The sequence below is a fragment of the Streptomyces sp. NBC_00287 genome (assembly GCF_036173105.1).
Taxonomy (GTDB): domain Bacteria; phylum Actinomycetota; class Actinomycetes; order Streptomycetales; family Streptomycetaceae; genus Streptomyces.
Genome location: NZ_CP108053.1, coordinates 6,946,206 through 6,962,573 on the forward strand (window position 1 = coordinate 6,946,206; position 16,368 = coordinate 6,962,573).

The following is a 16,368-nucleotide window of genomic DNA, read 5'->3' on the forward strand; positions in this document are numbered from 1 at the left end:
GGGCCCTGGATCGCCGTTATGGCACGGTTACCTATTCGCAACGCTAAGTGACAAACTCCGTCACCCTGTGCAACTAGCCCCCTCCCGGCGGTCCTTGAAGGCCACGGACGCCCTGGCGGGAGACCGGACCCAGGGCTCGCAACAGTACTCCATTTGGGCCACGTGCGTGGATTGGCGCGCCGCCGAAGTTGGCGCAAGAGGCGGGACTCAGCCGTCCGGCAAGGGAGTTGGGGCATCTCGAACGTGGCGTACCTCACGGAACCCGACGCCTTCGCTACGACCCCAGAACCCTCCGCAAGTAGTCGTTCTGGAACAGCCGATTCGGATCCAGTCGATCCCGCAGCGCAGTGAACTCGCCGAAGCGCGGATAGACCCCGGCGAAGTACTCGGCGTCCCGGGTGTGCACCTTGCCCCAGTGCGGCCGGCCCTCGTGCGCGGTGAAGATGCGCTCGGCGGCGGTGAAGTACCGCTGGTACGGGGTCCCCTTGGCCATGTGGACGGCGATGTACGCGCTGTCCCGGCCCGAGGCGGTGGACAGGGTGATGTCGTCGGCCGGGGCGGTGCGCACCTCCACGGGGAAACTGACCTTCAGGCCCGAGCGCTCGACCATCGCCTTCAACTCGCGCAGCGTCTCGACCGCTGCCGCGCGCGGGACGGCGTACTCCATCTCCACGAAGCGCACCCGGCGCGGCGACGTGAAGACCTTGTAGGGGATGTCCGTGTACGTCCGCGCGGACAGGGCCTTGCTGGAGATCTGGGCGATGGCCGGGATCGTGGCGGGCGCCGCGCGGCCGATCCATTGCGCGGCCTGGAAGACGCCGTTGGAGAGGAACTCGTCCTCGAACCAGGCCTTGAGCTGTCCCACCGGGCGCTCCGGGCCCGCGCTGCGGTTGTTGCGCTTGGTGTTGGTGTTGCCGGTGTGCGGGAACCAGTAGAACTCGAAGTGCTCGTTCTCGGCCCACAGTTCGTCGAAGTCCTGGGTGACCCGGTCGAAGGTCATCGGCTCCTCGCGGGCCGTCAGCAGGAAGACCGGCTCCACGGCGAAGGTGATCGCAGTGACGATGCCGAGGGCGCCGACGCCGGTGCGGGCGGCGGCGAAGACGTCAGGGTTCTCCTTCTCCGAGCAGCCGATCACCGAGCCGTCGGCCGTGATCAGCTCAAGTGCCGTGATCTGGGCGGCTATCGAGCCCGAGTCCCGGCCCGTGCCGTGGGTGCCGGTGCTGGTGGCCCCGGAGACCGTCTGCTCCATGATGTCGCCCATGTTGGTCAGCGACAGACCCTCGCGAGCCAGGGCCATGTTGAGTCTCTTGAGCGGGGTACCGGCTTCCACCGTGACCGTCATGGCGTTCCGGTCAATATTGCGGATGCCGGTCAACAGTTGAGGGCGGATCAACACACCGTCGGTGGCGGCGATCGACGTGAAGGAGTGCCCGCTGCCGACGGGCTTCACCTTCAGGCCGTCCTCGGCCGCTTTCCGTACGGCATCCGCCAGTTCCTCGACCGAGGCGGGCGTGACCTCCCGCGCGGGGCGGGCCGAGACGTTTCCGCCCCAGTTACGCCACGTGCCGTTCTTCCCGCTCGCTGTGCTGCTCAACGGTGCCTCCCCGACGCGGAGCCGGCCGATTGAGCCGGCGGTACCCGAGGAAACCGACCGCGACCGCGACGGCTCCGGAGACCGCCGGAACCCCGTACCCGGCCTGCGCACCGGCCGCGTCGATCACCCAGCCGGCCATGGAGGAGCCGAGCGCGACCCCGACCGCGAGCCCGGTGCTCACCCAGGTCATGCCCTCGGTCAGTTGCGCGCGTGGTACGTGCTGTTCGATGAGGGACATCGTCGTGATCATCGTGGGAGCGATGCAGAGCCCCGCAAGGAACAGCGCCACGGCCAGAAACGGCAAGTTTCCGACCAGTAGGAGGGGGATCATACTCACGGCCATCGCGCATATGCCCAGCAGCCAGCGAGGTTCGGGCGCCCCCTTGAGGTGCAGCAGCCCGAACACGGCGCCCGCGACACAGGAACCGGCCGCGTACAGGGCGAGGACGATACTCGCCGCGCTCTTGTGGCCCTGCTCCTCCGCGAAGGCCACGGTGACCACGTCGACCGCGCCGAAGATCGCGCCGGTCGCCACGAAGGTGGCCACCAGGACCTGGAGGCCGGGGGAGCGCAGGGCGCTGCTGCCGCGCCCCTCGTCCCGCGCGCGTGGGTGCGGGACGGGCTCGGTGGCGCGCTGGGCGGTCAGCCAGAAGACACCGGCCGCCAGGAAGCAGGCCGCGAGCAGCGGACCGGCCTCCGGGAACCAGGCCGTGGAGAGCCCGATGGAGATGATCGGCCCGAAGATGAAGCAGACCTCGTCCACCACGGACTCGAAGGAGTACGCGGTGTGCAGTTGCGGGGTGTCCCGGTACACGGCCGCCCAGCGGGCGCGGACCATCGCGCCGACGCTCGGCACACAGCCGATGCCGGCGCTGAAGACGTACAGCGTCCAGTCCGGCCAGCGGTAGTGCGCGGCGAGCAGCAGTCCGGCCGCCGCGGCGAGCGAGACCAGTGTCGCCGGGCGCAGTACGCGCCGCTGGCCGTACTGGTCCACGAGCCGCGAGACCTGCGGTCCGGCCACCGCGGCGGCGAGCGCGATGGTGGCCGAGAGGGCGCCGGCCAGGCCGTACCGCCCGGTCAGCTGGGACACCATCGTCACCACGCCGATCCCCATCATCGACAGGGGCATCCGGCCGAGGAAGCCGGCGGCGGAGAAGCCCTTGGAGCCGGGGGCGGCGAACAGGGCGCGGTAGGGGCTGGGCACGGGTTCTCCGGTCGCTGGGCGGGAGGCGCGGGAGGCGCGCCGGGTAAGGCGTGTACGTGGCCGATACAGCTTACGAGTTAGGTGACCCTAACGCACCCGATCGGCCGGTCGGAGACCCAGGTCGACACCCCGCCGTTTCCCGGCTGTCAGTGCCGGGTGGCAGGATCGGACGCATGCCAGACGCGCTCGATGCCAGCCCTTACGACGCCCTCCTCCTGCTCTCCTTCGGCGGCCCCGAGGGCCCGGACGACGTGGTTCCGTTCCTGGAGAACGTGACGCGCGGGCGCGGCATCCCCAAGGAACGGCTGAAGGAAGTCGGACAGCACTACTTCCTGTTCGGCGGGGTCAGCCCCATCAACGACCAGAACCGCGCACTCCTCGACGCCCTGCGCAAGGACTTCGCCGACCACGGCCTGGACCTGCCGGTCTACTGGGGCAACCGCAACTGGGCGCCGTATCTGACGGATACGCTGCGCGAGATGGTGCGCGACGGCCGCCGCCGCATCCTCGTCCTCGCCACCAGCGCCTACGCCTCGTACTCGGGCTGCCGCCAGTACCGCGAGAACCTCGCCGACTCGCTCGCCGCCCTGGACCTCGAGGGCCTGGAGCTGCCGAAGATCGACAAGCTGCGGCACTACTTCAACCACCCGGGCTTCGTGGAGCCCATGATCGACGGCGTGCTGCGCTCCCTGGCCGACCTCCCCGAGGAGGTCCGGGGCGGCGCCCACATCGCGTTCACGACCCACTCCATCCCGAACGCGGCCGCGGACAGCTCGGGTCCCGTCGAGGACCACGGCGACGGCGGGGCGTACGTCGAGCAGCACCTGGACGTGGCTCGGCTGATCGCCGACGCGGTCCGCGAGCGCACCGGCGTCGACCACCCCTGGCAGCTCGTCTACCAGTCCCGCTCCGGCGCCCCGCACATCCCTTGGCTGGAGCCCGACATCTGCGACCACCTGGAGGAGCGGCACGCCTCCGGCGTCCCGGCCGTGGTGATGGCCCCCATCGGCTTCGTCTCGGATCACATGGAGGTCCTGTACGACCTCGACACCGAGGCCAAGGCCAAGGCCAAGGAGCTGGGTCTGCCGGTGCGCCGCTCGGCCACCGTCGGCGCCGACCCCCGGTTCGCCGCGGCCGTCCGTGAGCTCGTCCTGGAGCGGGCCGCCGCCGAGAGCGGCAGGGCGGTCACGCCGTGCGCCCTGGGCGCGCTGGGTGCGAGCCACAACCTCTGCCCGGTCGGCTGCTGCCCGGCGCGCGCGCCCCGGCCCGCCGCGGCGGGTGCCGACAGCCCCTATGCCTGAGGACCGCCGCACCTCGCCCCGCCGCGACCCACAGCCCTACGCCTGAGGAGCCCCGTGACCGACCCCCTGCACTCGGACCTGCTGCGCCTCGCCCAGGAGGCCGCGCGCCGCGCGGGCGACCTGCTGCGCGACGGCCGCCCGGCCGACCTCGCGGTCGCCAAGACCAAGTCGAGCCCGATCGATGTGGTCACCGAGATGGACATCGCGGCCGAGAAGCTGATCACCGACCTGATCTCCGACCAGCGCCCCGACGACGGCTTCCTCGGTGAGGAGGGCGCCGCCACCGAGGGCAGCAGCGGGGTGCGCTGGGTGATAGACCCGCTCGACGGCACGGTCAACTACCTGTACGGACTGCCGACTTGGGCGATCTCCATCGCCGCCGAGCAGGACGGCGAGACCGTCGTCGGGGTCGTCGCGGCCCCGATGCGCGGCGAGACGTACCACGCGGTCCGCGGCGCCGGCGCCTGGGCCACCGGTGCCTGGGAGGGCGAGCGCGAGCTGGTCTGCCGCCCGGCGCCGCCGCTGGAACAGGCGCTGGTCTCCACGGGCTTCAACTATGTGACCGAGGTCCGGATCCACCAGGCGGAGGTCGCCCACAGGCTGATCCCGCTGCTGCGGGACATCCGGCGCTCCGGCTCGGCGGCGGTCGACCTGTGCGACGTCGCCGCGGGCCGGCTGGACGGCTACTACGAACGCGGGCTGCACCCCTGGGACCTCGCCGCGGGTGACCTGATCGCCCGGGAGGCGGGCGCCCTGACCGGTGGACGCCCCGGAGAGGGCCCCACGGGCGAGCTGGCGATCGCCGCCACCCCGGGTGTCTTCGAGCCCCTCCAGCGGCTGCTGGAGGACTTCGGCGCCTGGCGGGACTGAACTGCTCGAAGTTGCTCGAGTTGCTCGAAGGTGCTCTCGAAAACGACGAGCGGGCCCCCGGCGCTGGATTCGCCGGGGGCCCGCTCGTGTGCGTACGTGCTGGTCAGACGCTGGACGCGCCGACTTCCACACCGTGCTCGGCGGCGAGGCGGCGCAGGTCGTCGAGTTCGCCCTGCTCCACTTCGACGAGGAAGTCGTCGCCCTCGTCACGAGCCCGCGTCAGGTCGGACTCGGTCGCCCTTATGCGCTGCAGAAGCCCTGCGGTGAATGCGTCCATGCTGTGCCCCCTCGTCCTGGGTCGTGGGTCGGTGGCACGGGGGTGTGCCGTTCGGAAGGGGCGATCACGTCTCCTGTGGGTGCCCAGCGCTGCCCATGCCGGGCGGCGACGGTGCCGGACATCCACGACCGCTCTGCGGAAAGCGGATTGCCGCGTACCGCATGGTGGTGCGGCACAAGCGGAGCGTGATCGCGGGGTGTAAAGCCGTCCTCCCCCCGCTCTCCCTCACGGAAACCTCAACCCCCGCGGAAAATCTCGCATTCCCGGGCCTCACACCCGTCCTTCATGCGTCACTCACCCGTCTTACCGCCGACTTATGGCCGAAAAGGGCAGGATGGAGGCCAACACACCCCACCGGACCCCTGCCCGTGCGCCCCAGCGGCGCTACGCGGGTGGACATCAGGAAGGAACAGCGACGTGCGCGTACTCGTCGTCGAGGACGAGCAACTGCTCGCCGATGCGGTGGCCACCGGACTACGCCGGGAGGCCATGGCCGTCGACGTCGTGTACGACGGTGCGGCCGCCCTGGAGCGCATCGGCGTCAACGACTACGACGTGGTCGTCCTCGACCGCGACCTCCCGCTCGTGCACGGCGACGACGTCTGCCGCAAGATCGTCGAGCTCGGCATGCCCACCCGCGTGCTGATGCTCACGGCCTCCGGCGACGTCAGCGACCGCGTCGAGGGCCTGGAGATCGGCGCCGACGACTATCTCCCCAAGCCCTTCGCCTTCAGCGAGCTCACGGCACGCGTGCGTGCCCTCGGCCGCCGCACCAGCGTCCCGCTGCCGCCCGTCCTGGAGCGCGCCGGGATCAAGCTCGACCCCAACCGCCGCGAGGTCTTCCGCGACGGCAAGGAGGTCCAGCTCGCGCCCAAGGAGTTCGCCGTCCTCGAAGTACTGATGCGCAGCGAGGGCGCCGTCGTCTCCGCGGAACAGCTGCTGGAGAAGGCCTGGGACGAGAACACCGACCCGTTCACCAACGTCGTCCGCGTCACCGTCATGACGCTGCGCCGCAAGCTGGGCGAGCCCCCCGTCATCGTCACCGTCCCCGGCTCCGGCTACCGGATCTGATCCCCCATGGCAGCGACCCCCGCCCCGCCCCAGGCGCCCCCCAAGCCGACCTGGGACCCGAGAAGGCCCGTGCAGCCCTTCCCCTGGCTGCGCCCCACCATCCGCATACGGCTCACCCTGCTCTACGGCGGGATGTTCCTGATCGCCGGCATCCTGCTGCTGTCGATCATCTATCTGCTCGCCGCGAGCGCGCTGAACGTCGGCAGTGATCTGCCCTTCAGGGTCCTGTCCGGTCAGGTCTCCAGCGACATGTGCAACATGCGGGCCACCAGCCTGCCCGCGGACGAGCTCAACCGCGCGCTCAACGAGTGCGTGAACGAACAGCGCCAGCACGCCCTGGACACCCTGCTCAGCCGCTCCCTGCTGGCCCTGCTCGGCCTCGCCGTCATCGCCTTCGCCTTCGGCTACGCCATGGCGGGCCGCGTCCTGTCGCCGCTCGGCCGGATCACCCGCACCGCCCGCGCGGTGGCCGGCTCCGACCTGTCCCGGCGGATCGAGCTGGACGGCCCGGACGACGAGCTCAAGGAGCTCGCCGACACCTTCGACGACATGCTGGAGCGCCTCCAGCGGGCCTTCACCGCCCAGCAGCGCTTCGTCGGCAACGCCTCGCACGAGCTGCGCACCCCGCTCGCGATCAACCGCACGCTCCTGGAAGTGCACCTGTCCGACCCGGAAGCGCCGGTGGAGCTCCAGCAGCTCGGCAAGACGCTGCTGGCCACCAACGAGCGCAGCGAGCAGCTGGTGGAAGGCCTGCTGCTGCTCGCCCGCAGCGACAACCAGATCGTCGAGCGCAAGCCGGTCGACCTCGCCGAGGTGGCCGAGCAGGCCGTCGACCAGGTGCACGGCGAGGCGGAGGGCAGGGGCGTGGAGATCCGCGGCAAGCGCGATCCCGCGGTCGTGCAGGGCAACGGCGTCCTGCTGGAGCGGATCGCCCTGAACCTCGTACAGAACGCCGTGCGGTACAACATCCCGGAGGGCGGCTGGGTCGAGGTCACCACCGAGCTCCAGCACGGCCAGGCGGTGCTCGTCGTGTCCAACACGGGGCCGGTCGTCCCGGCGTACGAGATCGACAATCTCTTCGAGCCGTTCCGGCGGCTGCGGACGGAGCGCACGGGCAGCGACAAGGGCGTCGGGCTCGGTCTGTCCATCGCGCGGTCCGTGGCCCGGGCGCACGGCGGGCACATCACGGCACAGCCCCGCGAGGGCGGTGGGCTGGTGATGCGAGTGGCTCTGCCCGTGTGAGATCGATAAGGCGACACTTCGGGATGTTCGCTTTGCGCGGAATTTTCTGGGCACTCGCGGAGCGGTACCGTGTGTGATCGATCACAAGGGCGAATTTCCGGCCATCTACTCTCCGTGATCATGCGACCGGTCGGAAAGCCGGGAAAATCCGGGTTTTCGGGGGTCTTGATCACGGGAAGTACACGGTGAGACGCCTTTGAAGTGCGGCATTGGGACCGTGTACGGTCCGCATCGCCATCCAAGCCGATCACTCTTGAGGAGTCCGGTTGGGTGTCGATTGAGTAACAGACCTTGATGTGAGGCAAAATCTCCGCCTCGGGTCGGGCACAAGTCCGGCCTCTCACGCGTTACGTGCGCTGGAGACACCGCAGACACCCAGAGGGGGAGAGCGACATGGCAACGGATTACGACACCCCACGCAAGACCGACGACGACGTCGACTCGGACAGCCTTGAAGAGCTCAAGGCCCGTAGGAACGACAAGTCGACCTCCGCAGTGGACGTCGACGAATTCGAGGCCGCGGAAGGCCTTGAGCTGCCCGGCGCGGACCTCTCGAACGAGGAGCTGGCCGTCCGGGTGCTGCCCAAGCAGCAGGACGAGTTCACCTGCATGAGCTGCTTCCTGGTGCACCACCGCAGCCAGCTGGCCCGGGAGAAGAACGGTCAGCCGATCTGCCGCGACTGCGACTGAGGACGGGTCGGCCGTGACTGGCTCGACCTCTCCCTGGAAGCGCCGCTTTCCCGCGCGGGGAGCGGACCAAGGGCCGCCCGGCGGCCCGCACGGCGCGCGTGACGACGAGCGGGGCTCATCCGATTCCGGATCGGCCTCGCTCGAACCGGCGGCCGGCCCTGGCGATTCGCCGGTGCCGGCGCAGGCACCGACGCCCGTGGCCCGGCGACGGGCCGCGGTGGTCGGGGACAAGGCCCGGGAAGGCGTCCGCAAGGGCGGCAGCCGCGCCAAGGCGGGGCTCGCCTACCTCGCCGACCGGATCATCGAGAACGCCCCGCGGGTGCCCGTACGGGACCTCGCGACCCTGCGCAGACAGTTCCCGGGCCTCGGCCCCGAGCAGCTCGCCGACAAGCTCGTGGCGGGTGCGATGACCGCGACGTCCACCGTCGGCGCGGGCATCGGCGCGGCCGCGATGCTGCCCGTACCGCCGGCGATGCCGACAGAGCTGGCCGCGGAGATCACCGGAGTCGCCGCGATCGAGCTGAAGCTGATCGCCGAACTCCACGAGGTCTACGGCGTACGTCCGCCGGGGAACCTGAAACAGCGCTCCACCGCGTATCTGGACTCCTGGTCGGGGGAGCGCGGGATCGACGTGACCAAGCCGTCGACGGTGAGTTCGACGCTGAACACCCATATGAAGCACCAGCTGCGTCAGCAGATCATGAAGCGAATGGTGCGCAACCTGCCGAATCTGATGCCGTTCATGGTCGGCGCGGCCGTGGGCGCGCTGATGAACCGCAGAGACACCAAGAAGCTGGCCGACCGGATCCGCGCTGACCTGCGCAAGATCCAGGTGCCCTGGGAGGCGCTGACCGACCTCCCGCCGCTGGAGAAACCGGCCGACCCGCTCACGATGGGCGAGGTCGCGCAGGAGGTCCGCCCCAAGCGGCTCTGGCGCGGCAGGCCCGGCAGCTGAGACGACGCCCTGCTTGGGTCCCCGTACCGGGGACCCATCGGTCAACAGTGCTAGGCCGCCTTCGCCGTCCTGATCGCCTCCGCCAGCGCCTGCGGCTCCCGCGTCGACAGGTACAGGTACGGCGTCGGATCCTCGGGGTCGGTGACCTCCACGCGCAGTGCCGTGGGGATGTAGGCCCGCAGCAGCAGGAAGGCGCGGGTGTCGGCCTTGTGCGTGCGCCAGGCCCGGGCTTCCTCCGGGTCCAGGATCTCCGTCTCGCCGAGCGCCGTGACCGGGATCTTCGCCTCGCCCGCGATCAGCGAGTCGCCCACCACCCGGATCCGGACCGAGCCGTACGTGCTGGCCACCACCGCCGCCGCGGCCGTACCGCCGGCCAGGGCGCCGAGCATCGGCAGGGTGCCGAAGGGGAGCACGATCAGCGCCATGGAGACGCCGACCAGTACCGACATCAGCCACCACGAGCGGGGGGCGGTGAGGCGTTCTTCGTACGGGGTGGCGGAGAGCTGCATGGATCCAAGCTTGGCACGGTGTCCGGGAGGCGCCGACGCGCGGGTAAGGTCTGCGGCTGTGAGTGGTACATCCGCAAGCCTTCAGCCCCCGGCCGACGCCGTGAAACCGGTGCGACACCCTGATGCTCCCGCGCCCGGTGAGCTTCTCGGCGCGCACTACGGCCAGTGTTTCGGCTGTGGCGGCGAGCAGCCGCACGGGCTGCACCTGCAGGCGCGGGCGGGCGAAGGGGTCTGTCTCACCGCCGAGTTCACCGTGCGCCCCGAGCACCAGGGCGCGCCGGGTCTCGCACACGGCGGCATCCTCGCGACCGCCCTCGACGAGACCCTGGGCTCGCTGAACTGGCTGCTGCGGACCATCGCCGTGACCGGACGTCTGGAGACCGACTTCCGGCGCCCCGTACCGGTCGGGACCGTGCTGCATCTGCAGGCCGAGGTGACCGCGGTGGCCGGGCGGAAGATCTACTCCACCGCCACCGGACGGGTCGGCGGCCCCGAGGGACCGGTCGCCGTCCGCGCCGACGCGCTCTTCATCGAGGTCAAGGTCGACCACTTCATCGACAACGGCCGCCAGGAGGAGATCCAGGCCGCCATGAACGACCCGGACCAGGTGCGGCGGGCCCGCGCCTTCGAGGTGAACCCGTGAGCCGTGACCCCCTGAACGTGCTGATCCGCCGTGTCGATGCGGACGTACCGCTTCCGTCGTACGCGCATCCCGGCGACGCGGGGGCGGATCTGCGCACCACCGAGGCCTGTGAATTGAAGCCGGGGGAGCGTGCGGTGCTGCCGACGGGGGTGTCTGTGGCGCTCCCGGAGGGGTACGCGGCCTTCGTGCACCCACGTTCCGGTCTGGCCGCCCGCTGCGGTGTCGCTCTGGTGAATGCCCCAGGGACGGTTGATGCCGGGTACCGTGGGGAGATCAAGGTGATCGTGGTGAATCTCGACCCGCGCGAGACCGTGCGGTTCGAGCGCTTCGACCGGATTGCCCAGCTGGTCGTCCAGCAGGTCGAGAGGGTCCGCTTCCAGGAGGTGGCGGAGCTTCCCGACTCGGCGCGGGCCGAGGGGGGCTTCGGGTCCACCGGTGGACACGCTGCCGTGGACGGCGGGCGCGGCACAAGCGGTCAGGCCGCCGAGGGCGGCACGACGGGTGGGACTAGATACGCTTCGGTCGTATCCGACCGGGAAGGACAGTGACGTGTTCGGACGTCGCAAGAAGAAGGGTGCCGCCGAGGACGCGGCCGGCGAGCCCGAGCAGGTCGTCGACGGCGTCGACACCGAGGCGGACGACGAAGGCACGCGCGAGCGCGTGCGCCTGGAGCCGGAGCCGCGGCCCGACGGACCGTGGGACAGCACCGAGGTGCGCGAGCCCGGCGAGGGCCGGGTGGACCTGGGCGGGCTCTTCGTGCCCGGAGTCGAGGGCATGGAACTGCGGGTCGAGGTAGCGGGCGACGCGATCGTCGCGGCGACCGTCGTCCTGCGCGACAGCGCCATCCAGTTGCAGGCCTTCGCCGCTCCCAAGCGGGAGGGCATCTGGGGCGAGGTGCGCGAGGAGATCGGCTCCGGCATCACCCAGCAGGGCGGCATCATCGACGAGGTCGAGGGTCCGCTGGGCTGGGAGCTCAGGGCGCAGGTCCCGGTCCAGCTGCCGGACGGCACGGGCGGTTTCCAGGTCGTGCGGTTCGTCGGGGTGGACGGTCCGCGCTGGTTCCTGCGCGGTGTGATCTCGGGCCAGGGCGCGGTGCAGCCGCAGGCGGCCGGGCTACTGGAGCAGATCTTCCGGGACACGGTCGTGGTCCGCGGCGAGGGCCCGATGGCGCCCCGCGACCCGATCGTCCTGAAGCTGCCGAACGACGCCCAGATGGTCCCCGAAGGGGTCCAGCAGGAGGAGGCCGGATCTCGGTTCTCCGGCGGCATGGGGCAGTTGCAGCGCGGACCGGAGATCACCGAGGTCCGCTAGACAGTCGTAAGGAACGTAAGGAAAGGGCCGTACCCCTCAGGGGTGCGGCCCTTTCTCGCGTGCGGACTCTTGACGACGTATTGGTCTGGACCTATTGTCTCCGGCCAACGCGTCTGTTCATAAAGGCGCTTCACGTTCATATACGAGAACGGAAGGCCCCCCACCTATGCGCAGAACCGGACTGCTCGCGGCCGTCGCCGCCCTCGTCGCCGGTGTCCTCGCCTGGCCGTCCGCGCCCGGCGCCGACGCGGCGCCCGCCACCTTCACCCATCCCGGAGTCACGGTCTCCAAGGGCCAGTTGGACTTCGCCCGCTCCAAGGTCCTGGCCGGCGCCCAGCCCTGGAAGGGCGCCTACGACCAGATGATGGCGAGCAAGTACGCCGACCTGAACCGCACCCCCAAGCCCCGCGCGGTCGTCGAGTGCGGCTCCTACTCCAACCCCAACTACGGCTGCACGGACGAGCGCGAGGACGCGATAGCCGCGTACACCAACGCCCTCGCCTGGTACATCACGCGGGACGCGCGCTACGCGCAGAAGTCCATCCAGCTGATGGACGCCTGGTCCGCGGTCATCACGGACCACACCAACAGCAACGCCCCGCTGCAGACCGGCTGGGCAGGCTCCTCCTGGCCCAAGGCCGCCGAGATCATCAAGTACACGTACACCGGCGGCTGGCCGAACTCCGGCCGCTTCGCCACCATGCTCCGCAATGTCTACCTGCCCGAGATCATCAACGGCTCCAACTCCAACGGGAACTGGGAGCTGTCGATGATGGAGGCCGCCATCGGCATCTCCGTCTTCCTGGAGGACAAGGCGTCGTACGACAAGGCCATGGCGAAGTTCCGCACCCGCACCGCCGCCTACGTCTACCTCGCCTCCGACGGCGAGCTGCCGAAGACCGTGCCGAGCCAGAACCTCAACACCCGCGAGAAGATCGTCAACTACTGGCAGGGCCAGTCGACCTTCGTCACCGGCCTCACCCAGGAGACCTGCCGCGACCTCACGCACACCGGCTACGGCATCTCCGCGATCTCGCACGTCGCCGAGACCAGCCGGATCCAGGGCGAGGACCTGTACGGCACCGACGTCGGCGAGCGGCTGCGGCACGCGCTCGGGTTCCAGGCCAAGTACGAACTCGGTACGGCCGTGCCGAGCTGGCTGTGCGGCGGCTCCCTGCATCTGGGGCTCGGGCCGGTCACCGAGGTCGGCTACAACGCCCTGCACAACCGTCTCGGCCACGCCATGACCAACACCGAGACGCTGACCGAGAGCAGGCGCCCGGCCGGCAGCAACAACCTCTTCGTCGCCTGGGAGACCCTCACCCACGGGGACAACCCCTCCTGAGCCGGGGGGAGCCCGCCGCCGGGTGCGGTGCGTCAGGGTTGCGTCAAAGACGCCCCGGCGGCCGTACCCGGTGGCATATGTCGGGTTTGCTGGTCGTAAGGTCGACGCTGTGGGACGCGGCAGGCTTCGGATCTACCTCGGCGCGGCACCGGGCGTCGGCAAGACGTACGCGATGCTGTCCGAGGCGCACCGGCGTGCCGAGCGGGGCACCGACTGTGTGGTGGCCTTCGTGGAGCACCACGACCGGCCGCGCACCGAGGTGATGCTGCACGGCCTGGAGCAGATCCCGCGGAGGGAGCTCGCGTACCGCGGCAGCGCCTTCACCGAGATGGACGTGGACGCCGTGCTCGCCCGCCGTCCCCGGGTGGCGCTGGTGGACGAGCTCGCCCACACCAACGTCCCCGGCTCCCGCAACGCCAAGCGCTGGCAGGACGTCGAGGAGCTGCTCGCGGCCGGGATCGATGTCATATCGACCGTCAACATCCAGCACCTGGAGTCGCTGGGCGACGTCGTGGAGTCGATCACGGGTGTACGGCAGCAGGAGACCCTGCCGGACGAGGCGGTGCGTCGCGCCGATCAGATCGAGCTGGTCGACATGTCCCCGCAGGCCCTGCGCCGGCGGATGGCGCACGGCAACATCTACCGGTCCGACAAGGTCGACGCGGCCCTGTCCAACTACTTCCGGCCGGGCAATCTCACGGCCCTGCGCGAGCTGGCGTTGCTGTGGGTGGCCGACCGGGTCGACGAGTATCTGCAGCAGTACCGCAGTGACCACCGGGTGTCGAAGATCTGGGGCTCGCGCGAGCGGATCGTGGTCGGGCTGACCGGCGGTCCCGAGGGCCGGACCCTCATCCGGCGGGCCGCGCGGCTGGCCGAGAAGGGCGCCGGCGGTGAGGTGCTCGCGGTCTACATCGCCCGCAGCGACGGCCTGACCTCGGCCTCGCCCAAGGAACTCGCCGTACAGCGCACCCTCGTCGAGGATCTCGGCGGCACCTTCCATCATGTCGTCGGCGACGACATACCGGTGGCGCTGCTGGCCTTCGCGCGCGGGGTGAACGCCACTCAGATCGTGCTCGGCTCCTCGCGCCGCAAGACCTGGCAGTACATCTTCGGGCCCGGCGTCGGAGCGACCGTCGCGCGGGAGTCGGGGCCGGACCTCGACGTGCACATCGTCACGCACGAAGAGGTCGCCAAGGGGCGTGGGCTGCCGGTCGCCCGGGGGGCGCGGCTGGGACGGGCCCGGATCACCTGGGGCTGGCTCGTCGGCCTCCTCGGTCCCGTGCTGCTGACGGTGGCGCTGAACGAAGTCGACCTGGGCCTCGCCAACACCATGCTGCTGTTCCTGACGGCGACCGTGGCGGCGGCGCTGCTCGGCGGGCTCTTCCCGGCGCTGGCCTCGGCGGCCTTCGGGTCGCTGCTGCTGAACTACTTCTTCTCCCCGCCGCTGCACCGGTTCACCATCGCCGACCCGAAGAACATCGTCGCCATCGCGATCTTCATCGGGGTCGCGGTGTCCGTCGCCTCCGTGGTCGACCTCGCCGCCCGCCGCACCCACCAGGCCGCCCGGCTGCGCGCCGAGTCGGAGATCCTCTCCTTCCTCGCCGGCAATGTGCTGCGCGGCGAGACCAGCCTGGAGGCGCTGCTGGAACGGGTCCGGGAGACCTTCGGGATGGAGTCGGCCGCCCTGCTGGAGCGGCAGAGCGACGTGGAGCCCTGGACCTGCGCCGGGAGCGTGGGACCCGAGCCGTGCACGAACCCGGAGGACGCGGACGTCGACATGCCGGTCGGCGACCACATGGCGCTGGCGCTGACCGGCCGGGTACTGCCCGCCGAGGACCGCCGGGTGCTGGCGGCGTTCGCCGCGCAGGCCGCCGTCGTCCTGGACCGGCGCCGCCTCAAGGAGGAGGCGGACCAGGCCCGTGCGCTGGCCGAGGGCAACCGCATCCGTACGGCGCTGCTGGCCGCCGTCAGCCACGATCTGCGCACCCCGCTCGCCGGGATCAAGGCGGCCGTGAGCAGCCTGCGCTCCGACGACGTGGCCTGGTCCGAGGAGGACGAGGCGGAGCTGCTCGCCGGGATCGAGGAGGGCGCCGACCGCCTGGACCACCTGGTCGGCAACCTCCTCGACATGTCCCGGCTCCAGACCGGCACGGTCAGCGCGATCGTCCGCGAGATCGACCTCGACGAAGTGGTGCCGATGGCGCTCGGCGGGGTGCCCGAGGACAGCGTCGAACTCGACATCCCGGAGACCCTGCCCATGGTCGCCGTCGACCCCGGGCTGCTGGAGCGCTCGGTCGCCAATGTCGTCGAGAACGCCGTGAAGTACAGCCCGCTCGGCACCCCTGTCCTCGTCGCCGCCAGCTCCCTCGCCGACCGGGTCGAGGTCCGGGTCGTGGACCGTGGGCCCGGTGTCCCCGACGACGCCAAGGAGCGGATCTTCGCGCCCTTCCAGCGGTACGGTGACGCTCCGCGCGGTGCCGGGGTGGGGCTGGGACTCGCGGTGGCGCGCGGGTTCGCGGAGGCGATGGGCGGGACGCTGAACGCGGAGGACACTCCCGGCGGCGGCCTCACGATGGTCCTCACGCTCCGCGTCGCCGCCGACCAGCTCGTTTACCCCGAAGTGCCGGAACCCGAAAGGCAGGCCAGATGACCCGGGTGCTCGTGATCGAAGACGAGCCGCAGATCGTGCGCGCCCTTGTGATCAACCTCAAGGCCCGCAAGTACGAGGTGGACGCGGCGCACGACGGCGCCACGGCCCTTCAGCTGGCCGCGGCCCGCCACCCGGATGTGGTCGTCCTCGACCTCGGACTTCCCGACATGGACGGCGTCGAGGTGATCCGGGGCCTGCGCGGCTGGACCCGGGTGCCGATCCTCGTGCTGTCCGCCAGGCACTCCTCCGACGAGAAGGTCGAGGCGCTGGACGCGGGCGCCGACGACTACGTCACCAAGCCGTTCGGCATGGACGAGCTGCTGGCCCGGCTGCGGGCGGCGGTCCGGCGCGCCGAGCCCGTCGGGGGCGGCGAGGACGACGTCATCGTCGAGACCGGCACGTTCACCGTCGACCTGGCCGCGAAGAAGGTCAACCGGGACGGGGCGGATGTCCGGCTGACGCCGACCGAGTGGCATCTGCTGGAGGTGCTGGTGCGCAACGCCGGGCGGCTGGTGAGCCAGAAGCAGTTGTTGCAGGAGGTATGGGGGCCGTCGTACGGGACGGAGACGAATTATCTGCGGGTGTACATGGCGCAGTTGCGGCGGAAGCTGGAGGCGGATCCGTCGCATCCGAAGCACTTCATCACGGAGCCTGGGATGGGGTATCGCTTCGAGAAGTGAGCGGCGAGGCTGGCCGGGGGGCCGGG

Annotated in this window: 16 protein-coding genes; 12 read left to right on the top strand and 4 right to left on the bottom strand. The window is 70.5% G+C overall.

The window, feature by feature from the left end:
- Nucleotides 1-274: 274 nt before the first annotated feature.
- Nucleotides 275-1,594: a D-arabinono-1,4-lactone oxidase gene (locus tag OHT76_RS31725; protein WP_328874269.1), complete on the bottom strand. Its 1,320-nt coding sequence runs from the start codon at nucleotides 1,592-1,594 to the stop codon at nucleotides 275-277.
- The gene (locus OHT76_RS31730; RefSeq protein WP_328874270.1) at nucleotides 1,554-2,798 is read right to left on the bottom strand and encodes an MFS transporter; all 1,245 of its coding nucleotides are present in this window, start codon (nucleotides 2,796-2,798) and stop codon (nucleotides 1,554-1,556) included. Before OHT76_RS31730 ends, OHT76_RS31725 begins: the two co-directional genes overlap by 41 nt.
- A 173-nt stretch (nucleotides 2,799-2,971) precedes the next feature.
- Between OHT76_RS31730 and OHT76_RS31735 the strand changes: the two genes are divergently transcribed.
- Together OHT76_RS31735 and OHT76_RS31740 are read left to right on the top strand one after the other, a co-directional pair.
- Nucleotides 2,972-4,099, top strand: coding sequence for a ferrochelatase (locus OHT76_RS31735; RefSeq protein ID WP_328874271.1), 1,128 nt, complete (start codon nucleotides 2,972-2,974; stop codon nucleotides 4,097-4,099).
- Nucleotides 4,100-4,153: 54 nt separating this feature from the next.
- Entirely contained in the window at nucleotides 4,154-4,969 is an 816-nt protein-coding gene (locus OHT76_RS31740; RefSeq protein WP_328874272.1) for an inositol monophosphatase family protein, read from the top strand.
- A 103-nt stretch (nucleotides 4,970-5,072) separates the two neighbouring features.
- On the opposite strand, the gene OHT76_RS31745 is transcribed toward OHT76_RS31740, so the two are convergent.
- The gene (locus OHT76_RS31745; RefSeq protein WP_003997305.1) at nucleotides 5,073-5,246 is read right to left on the bottom strand and encodes a hypothetical protein; all 174 of its coding nucleotides are present in this window, start codon (nucleotides 5,244-5,246) and stop codon (nucleotides 5,073-5,075) included.
- A 417-nt stretch (nucleotides 5,247-5,663) separates the two neighbouring features.
- On the opposite strand from OHT76_RS31745, the gene OHT76_RS31750 reads away from it, so the two are divergent.
- From OHT76_RS31750 to OHT76_RS31765, 4 genes are all read left to right on the top strand, one after another.
- Nucleotides 5,664-6,317, top strand: coding sequence for a response regulator transcription factor (locus OHT76_RS31750; RefSeq protein WP_007385219.1), 654 nt, complete (start codon nucleotides 5,664-5,666; stop codon nucleotides 6,315-6,317).
- Nucleotides 6,318-6,323: 6 nt separating this feature from the next.
- A complete protein-coding gene (locus OHT76_RS31755) occupies nucleotides 6,324-7,559 on the top strand; it encodes a sensor histidine kinase (RefSeq protein ID WP_328874273.1) in 1,236 nt (411 codons plus the stop codon).
- A 393-nt stretch (nucleotides 7,560-7,952) separates the two neighbouring features.
- A complete protein-coding gene (locus OHT76_RS31760; RefSeq protein ID WP_005481602.1) occupies nucleotides 7,953-8,249 on the top strand; it encodes a DUF4193 domain-containing protein in 297 nt (98 codons plus the stop codon).
- 13 nt (nucleotides 8,250-8,262) lie between these two features.
- Nucleotides 8,263-9,204 (top strand): hypothetical protein, encoded by a 942-nt coding sequence (locus OHT76_RS31765; RefSeq protein ID WP_328874274.1) that lies wholly within the window; start codon nucleotides 8,263-8,265, stop codon nucleotides 9,202-9,204.
- Between the two features lie 50 nt (nucleotides 9,205-9,254).
- Here the strand turns inward: OHT76_RS31765 and OHT76_RS31770 are convergent, their stop codons facing one another.
- Complete coding sequence (locus OHT76_RS31770; protein WP_328874275.1) at nucleotides 9,255-9,713, bottom strand: DUF3093 domain-containing protein; 459 nt, start codon at nucleotides 9,711-9,713, stop codon at nucleotides 9,255-9,257.
- A 58-nt stretch (nucleotides 9,714-9,771) separates the two neighbouring features.
- Between OHT76_RS31770 and OHT76_RS31775 the strand changes: the two genes are divergently transcribed.
- From OHT76_RS31775 to OHT76_RS31800, 6 genes are all read left to right on the top strand, one after another.
- Entirely contained in the window at nucleotides 9,772-10,356 is a 585-nt protein-coding gene (locus OHT76_RS31775; RefSeq protein WP_328874276.1) for a PaaI family thioesterase, read from the top strand.
- Entirely contained in the window at nucleotides 10,353-10,904 is a 552-nt protein-coding gene (dut, locus tag OHT76_RS31780; protein ID WP_328874277.1) for a dUTP diphosphatase, read from the top strand. The genes OHT76_RS31775 and dut overlap by 4 nt, the downstream gene beginning before the upstream one ends.
- A gap of 1 nt (nucleotide 10,905) precedes the next feature.
- On the top strand, nucleotides 10,906-11,667 hold the full coding sequence (locus OHT76_RS31785; protein ID WP_328874278.1) for a DUF3710 domain-containing protein: 762 nt from the start codon (nucleotides 10,906-10,908) through the stop codon (nucleotides 11,665-11,667).
- 166 nt (nucleotides 11,668-11,833) lie between these two features.
- Nucleotides 11,834-13,012 (top strand): alginate lyase family protein, encoded by a 1,179-nt coding sequence (locus OHT76_RS31790; RefSeq protein WP_328874279.1) that lies wholly within the window; start codon nucleotides 11,834-11,836, stop codon nucleotides 13,010-13,012.
- 109 nt (nucleotides 13,013-13,121) lie between these two features.
- On the top strand, nucleotides 13,122-15,662 hold the full coding sequence (locus OHT76_RS31795) for a sensor histidine kinase KdpD (protein ID WP_328874280.1): 2,541 nt from the start codon (nucleotides 13,122-13,124) through the stop codon (nucleotides 15,660-15,662).
- Entirely contained in the window at nucleotides 15,659-16,342 is a 684-nt protein-coding gene (locus OHT76_RS31800) for a response regulator (RefSeq protein ID WP_328874281.1), read from the top strand. Before OHT76_RS31795 ends, OHT76_RS31800 begins: the two co-directional genes overlap by 4 nt.
- The last annotated feature ends 26 nt before the right edge of the window (nucleotides 16,343-16,368 follow it).

Bases quoted from the DNA above. Each gene is read 5' to 3' on its own strand.
- OHT76_RS31800 (WP_328874281.1), top strand. From the start codon at position 15,659: ATGACCCGGGTGCTCGTGATCGAAGACGAGCCGCAGATCGTGCGCGCC.
- OHT76_RS31790 (WP_328874279.1), top strand. From the start codon at position 11,834: ATGCGCAGAACCGGACTGCTCGCGGCCGTCGCCGCCCTCGTCGCCGGT.
- OHT76_RS31745 (WP_003997305.1), bottom strand. From the start codon at position 5,246: ATGGACGCATTCACCGCAGGGCTTCTGCAGCGCATAAGGGCGACCGAG.
- OHT76_RS31735 (WP_328874271.1), top strand. From the start codon at position 2,972: ATGCCAGACGCGCTCGATGCCAGCCCTTACGACGCCCTCCTCCTGCTC.
- OHT76_RS31760 (WP_005481602.1), top strand. From the start codon at position 7,953: ATGGCAACGGATTACGACACCCCACGCAAGACCGACGACGACGTCGAC.
- OHT76_RS31755 (WP_328874273.1), top strand. From the start codon at position 6,324: ATGGCAGCGACCCCCGCCCCGCCCCAGGCGCCCCCCAAGCCGACCTGG.
- OHT76_RS31770 (WP_328874275.1), bottom strand. From the start codon at position 9,713: ATGCAGCTCTCCGCCACCCCGTACGAAGAACGCCTCACCGCCCCCCGC.